General features: G+C 63.1%; 8 protein-coding genes. All 8 read right to left on the bottom strand.

Annotation, left to right across the window (positions count from 1 at the left end):
• Window positions 1–43: 43 nt before the first annotated feature.
• A complete protein-coding gene (locus B7Z76_RS15665; RefSeq protein ID WP_012039955.1) occupies window positions 44–295 on the bottom strand; it encodes a hypothetical protein in 252 nt (83 codons plus the stop codon).
• Window positions 292–696 (bottom strand): hypothetical protein, encoded by a 405-nt coding sequence (locus B7Z76_RS15660; protein ID WP_012039956.1) that lies wholly within the window; start codon window positions 694–696, stop codon window positions 292–294. The genes B7Z76_RS15665 and B7Z76_RS15660 overlap by 4 nt, the downstream gene beginning before the upstream one ends.
• On the bottom strand, window positions 693–887 hold the full coding sequence (locus tag B7Z76_RS15655; protein WP_043509207.1) for a hypothetical protein: 195 nt from the start codon (window positions 885–887) through the stop codon (window positions 693–695). The genes B7Z76_RS15660 and B7Z76_RS15655 overlap by 4 nt, the downstream gene beginning before the upstream one ends.
• Before the next feature lie 95 nt (window positions 888–982).
• Complete coding sequence (locus B7Z76_RS15650) at window positions 983–2191, bottom strand: phage integrase central domain-containing protein (RefSeq protein WP_291345145.1); 1209 nt, start codon at window positions 2189–2191, stop codon at window positions 983–985.
• Window positions 2192–3707: 1516 nt separating this feature from the next.
• The gene (locus B7Z76_RS15645) at window positions 3708–3899 is read right to left on the bottom strand and encodes a hypothetical protein (RefSeq protein WP_291345144.1); all 192 of its coding nucleotides are present in this window, start codon (window positions 3897–3899) and stop codon (window positions 3708–3710) included.
• A 162-nt stretch (window positions 3900–4061) separates the two neighbouring features.
• Window positions 4062–4268 carry a hypothetical protein gene (locus B7Z76_RS15640; protein WP_291345143.1) on the bottom strand — a complete coding sequence of 69 codons (207 nt, stop codon included), beginning with the start codon at window positions 4266–4268 and terminating at the stop codon, window positions 4062–4064.
• A gap of 4 nt (window positions 4269–4272) precedes the next feature.
• Window positions 4273–4455: a hypothetical protein gene (locus B7Z76_RS15635; RefSeq protein WP_291345142.1), complete on the bottom strand. Its 183-nt coding sequence runs from the start codon at window positions 4453–4455 to the stop codon at window positions 4273–4275.
• 103 nt (window positions 4456–4558) lie between these two features.
• Window positions 4559–4864 (bottom strand): hypothetical protein (locus B7Z76_RS15630; RefSeq protein WP_291345141.1); only part of this gene is annotated, 306 nt, incomplete at its 5' end.

Raw genomic sequence — 4864 nt, 5'->3', positions numbered from 1 at the left:
GCCTCGCGCAGCGTGGCGTTCGAGCCGGGCTTGGCTGCGCGGGTCATGCTGCCCTCTCGTCTGAGTTCATACCCGCGTCATCGCAGAATTTCTGCCAGTTATCGCGCAGCACGTGGGCCTCCATCTCCACAGCGTCCGCCAGCCAGCGCAGGGAGCGAAGCCTGCTTTCGTCAGGCGCGGCGGGAAGATCACTCGCGAACGTCCGCAGGGCGCGGGCGGCGTCCTGCATCCGGCTTGTGCTGTCGTCTACGTCGGCTGCGCGGAGTTCCACCACGCTCTTGACGGGGCGGCTCATGCCAGCCTCCCAGCATCACGGATAAGCAGAGCGTTCAGCCGATCACAGAGATAGAGCCGCTCGTTGGTCGGGTCGAGTTCGCGAGAATCGGCGTAAGCATGGGCGGCGCGGGCAATGGCAGCCACCCCGGAAGCCGTCTCAGCCTTCATTCGGGTGATGCGGTCGAGCAGATCCTGTGTCTCGGCTTCGAGGGGTGCCGTCTGCGCGTCGATCCGTTCCTCGGTTTCGATTGTCAGGTCGGGCACCTTATACGCTGCCTCATATTCAGCTTGCAGCAGCACGAACCGGTCGCACATGGCGATAAGCTCGGCGTCCGGGTTGCCGGCAGCGGTAGCGACCGCAGGGGCGACGATGGCGGCGGCGCTTGCCATCGCGGCCTTGAGCGTGTGGCGGCGGTTCATGCCAGCCCGGCCCGGTGCATCGCACCTGAAAGGATCAGGCCGACGAGGCGCCGCTCGCTGGCGGTCGTCGCCATCGCCGCCAGGTCGCGGGCGGGGGCTTCGGCCCGGCGGGCCACGTCCAGCACCAGCACGCGGGGCCGATTGTCATTCGTGGCCGGATTCGTGGTATGGTTTTTTCGATCTCGTTGCATGGTTCAGCCTTCCATATTCGGGATCAATCGCCGGGGCGGGCTGCAATCCCGCTCCGGCACTCCCGGTTCGCCGGCATCCGGCCGGCACGGATCAGTTAGGCGCGGCGCATCGCCACCACCTTTTCAGATTCCTCGACCAGCCCGGCGCAGTAGTTCGCCCAGGCTTCCATAAGCTGCCGCCGCTTCGCGAGCAGGTCGCCGCGCTGGTATGCCGCCTCTGTGCGGTCTTTGTTGATATGCGCCAACGCAACCTCGGCGATCTCGCGTGGGAAGCTGGTCATCTCTGCAGCCCAATCGCGAAACGATGACCGCATCCCATGCGCCGTGAAGCCCGGCCGCAGCACAGCGACGGCCTTGGCGAGCGCAACGTCTGTCATGGGTTTGCCGGGTGCGCCGCCGGGGAAGATCAGCCCATCCCGGCGGGGAGAGCGGCCTGCCATCTCGCGCAGGAGTTCGACGGCACGCGGAGCCAGCGGCACGCGGTGTTCTTTTTTCATCTTCATTCGAGGCGCCGGGATCACCCACACGGCTGCGTCAAAGTCGATCTCATCCCATCGGGCGCCGCGCGCCTCGCCGGAGCGTGTAGCCGTCAGGATGGCGAACTCTAGGCATCGCGCCGAAACGGCTTCACGCTCGCGCAGTTCGGCCATGAAGGCCGGCATGTCGTGGTAGTCGAGCGCAGCGTGATGCTTCACCGCCCGCACTTTCGCTTTCGGTGCATAAATCTGATCGAGGAAGCCCGGCCAGCGGGCCGGATTGTCGCCGCTTCGCCAGCCATGAACCGTCGCGTATGCCAGCACGGCCTCGACGCGGCCGCGCAGCCGGCTAGCCGTCTCCGGCTTTTCGGCCCAGATCGGATCGAGCACCCGGCGGACGTCGAGCAGGCTGATCTCGCTTACCGGCCGCTTTCCAATGATCGGACTGGCGTAGGTGGCGAGCGTGTTCTCCCACTGTTGAGCGTGCTTTGGGTTTGACCATTCGGCTCGATGCGCCTCGACATAAGCCGCGGCGACGGCATCGAAGGTTCTGGCAGTCTGCTCGGCGGCGAGGTGCTGGCGTTCGCGGCGCTGGGCGAGCGGATCGAACCCATCCCGCACAAGATTACGTAGCTGGCGGGCCTGCTCGCGGGCTTCACTCAGGGATACATCCCGGAGCGGGCCAAGGCTCATCCAATGCTTGCGTCCAGCCATCGTGTAGCGGAACGCCCAACTTTTCGAGCCGTCAGCCCGAACGCGCAAATACAAACCGCCCCCATCGTGCAGGTTGCCCTCGCGGTTCGCGTTCGTAATGGCGAGAGCGTTCAAGCGTTTTGAGACGGTGCGAGGCATCGTCAGCACCCCGAACCGCAGAAAACCGCAGAAAACCGCAACCGAACCGCAACCCACTTGCGGTTTTGTTTGGCACCTAAGCCATTGATTTCATTGGTCCGACACTCAGGAACCGCAAAAACCGCAGAAACCGCAGGGGGTCTATGTGCCGTGGTCGCTGGGCTCTTCACGTCAAACTCTCCGTCGAACTGTCCGGCTATATGCTCGGGCCTTCATGGATACACCATAATCCCGTATCTGATCGGACGTCAATGGACATTAATGGGCGTCTTTTGGCTCTAATGCTTGGCTTATCCCTGCATCTTTCTAAGGCTGGATCACAAGGTAAGGCGGACACTCCCTCCGCCACCCACTTCCTAAATCCATAGATTTCATCAGCAATATTCCAAAATCATGATATATCTTGGATACACATATCCGGATACATTCGAGGCGCGCATCTCCTAGGACGTCTATGGACGTCGCGCATCAAACCCGATAGCGAGTTTGAAACTCCCAAGGCTTAGACGGGATGTATCGAAAGGTGTTCTAAAAACCGCAGATTATATCTATAAGATATATAATATGACAGTAATACTGTCCTATTTTAATTTGTGTTTAGCCTAGAGAGGCGGTTTGCGCGGTTTCGGGCGATTGGCACCCCCTGCGGTTTCTGCGGTTCCTGCGGTTTTGAGGCCATGCTTGGAAAAATTGCAGGTATTTAGTCGAGTTGGCGGCCTCGAAAAACCGCAACCCACTTGCGGTTCCTTGCGGTTTTCTGCGGTTTTTCGGGTGATGCGCGGTCAATTCATGCCTTATTGCAACCAAATAGCCTTTATATGCCGATTATCTATGCCGCATCCGCTATCTATATCTCCCCTATTGGGTCGATAACTGGCGTGCAATCCGGCGCGCGGCGGCCGCCACATGACCGGCCCTCGACCGGCGGCAGGATGCAGGACGATGGCGCATTGACCGGCGTTCGATCTGGAAGCGGTTTCGGGCATCGTCGTCATGGAAGCCGGCGCCCGGCCTGCGGCCTCGCCCAGCCCAGCGCCAGGCGGTGACGGAAGCATTGCCGCTCCGCCGGCTAGGGCGCCTCTACAGGCTCACGTATCGCCGCAGAGCGGCCCGCCACGCAGTGCGAGATAACCGGGCGGGTGCTGCTTGTGCGCTGCGCCTCGGTGCGATCGATGCCGAGTTCGCGGGCGGCGGCGTTGATGCCGGATGGCATTTGTTGAGGCGAACGACGGCGACCAGATGCATCAAGATGGCCGGCGCAAGTTGCGCCTTCCACCTTCTCACCCGTCAGCCTGACCCATTCCGCAATGTGCTCGCTGCGCTCTGACTGGCCGGTGCGGGCTGCGGTGTCGGCTGTGAAGCGGCTTTCGGATGCATGTGTGTCGCCAACTTGGCGACTTACGCCCGGCGTTCCATGCCTCGTCTCGGGATGGAGCGCCTCGTATGCCTCCTTGCGGCGCTGCGTGAACAGCGGCGTCAGTTCGGCGCGGTGCTACTCGAAGCCCATCTCGCGCAGCATGTCGCGGGCGGCGTATAGGGCGCGGCGCTTGTCGTCTCCGAACAGCCGCCGGCCCGGTATCGCGCCCATCTCCACCAGCTTGCGCCGGGCCTCCACCCGCTCAGATGGCCGCACCAGCTGGTTTTCGGCTACGCGGCGCAGTTCGGCAATCTCGGCGTCAGTCATGGACCTCTCCCGCCCGCGCGTGGTTGTATCCCTTTGTTGCGTTTTCGTCACACAATTTCGCCTCGCGGCTACGCTCGATGCGGTATCCTCGCACTCGATCCGAGCAGAATGAGCACTTTGCACCGAACTCACGCCATTGCGCCCGTTGAAAGCCGGCGCCCTTCATGGCACGGCCAACTCCGAATCGTGTGACAGTGGAAAGTTGCGGCACCGTGCGGCACGCGGCAACGAGGCGGGCGGTGCTGATCTTGTTGTCTCCCAGAGCGGCGGCGGCTGCCAGAGGCGGGCGGTGCTGATCTTGTTGTCTCCCAGAGCGGCGGCGGCTGCCACGGCCACCAGGGCGACCATCTCGATCTGATCCTCGGTCATGGCGTCAGGTATCCGGTAACAGCCGTGCAGCGGCCACAAGCGGGCGGGCGGCGTCGATCATCTCATCCGTGCCCAGCTTCAACGCGGCGTCAACCGCCTTGGCGCCGGCATAGAGCTTGCGGCGGGCGGCAATCAGGTCATTCCTGCAAGCGGTGCGAACAACGTCGCCGCCGGCCTTGGCGGCCATTTTGGCGCGCAATGTTTCAGTCATCTTCGGGTCTCCGGTCTGCGGTGCCGCGTCACGCCTTCGTCTATATAGACGCGCGCGCACCGGTTAAGCGGTTCGGCACTCATCGTTGCCCCTGCGGCATTGGCGGCATGTATCCGCGCATCCGATTGTCAGGATTTCCGCGCCTCTCCCGCCATTGGCGAGGCTTCCAGCCGGCACCGGAGAGGATCGCCCCGATTTCGGCGGGCGTGACATTCCAGGCGGGGAACGCAGCACGGCAAGCGGCGTGCAGGGCGGGTGTCGCAACCCGCCCCTCCCCGGATGCAGCGGCCAAGGCGCGGGCCAGCAGCAGCACAATGGCGGCGTCGTCGATTGCGGTCATCGGCTCTTTTTCCGCCTCGGCGTGCGGATTCGCCCGGCCTTGGCC

The sequence above is a fragment of the Acidiphilium sp. 20-67-58 genome, from assembly GCF_002255515.1.
GTDB lineage: Bacteria > Pseudomonadota > Alphaproteobacteria > Acetobacterales > Acetobacteraceae > Acidiphilium.
This window is presented reverse-complemented; position numbering and strand designations above follow the sequence as displayed.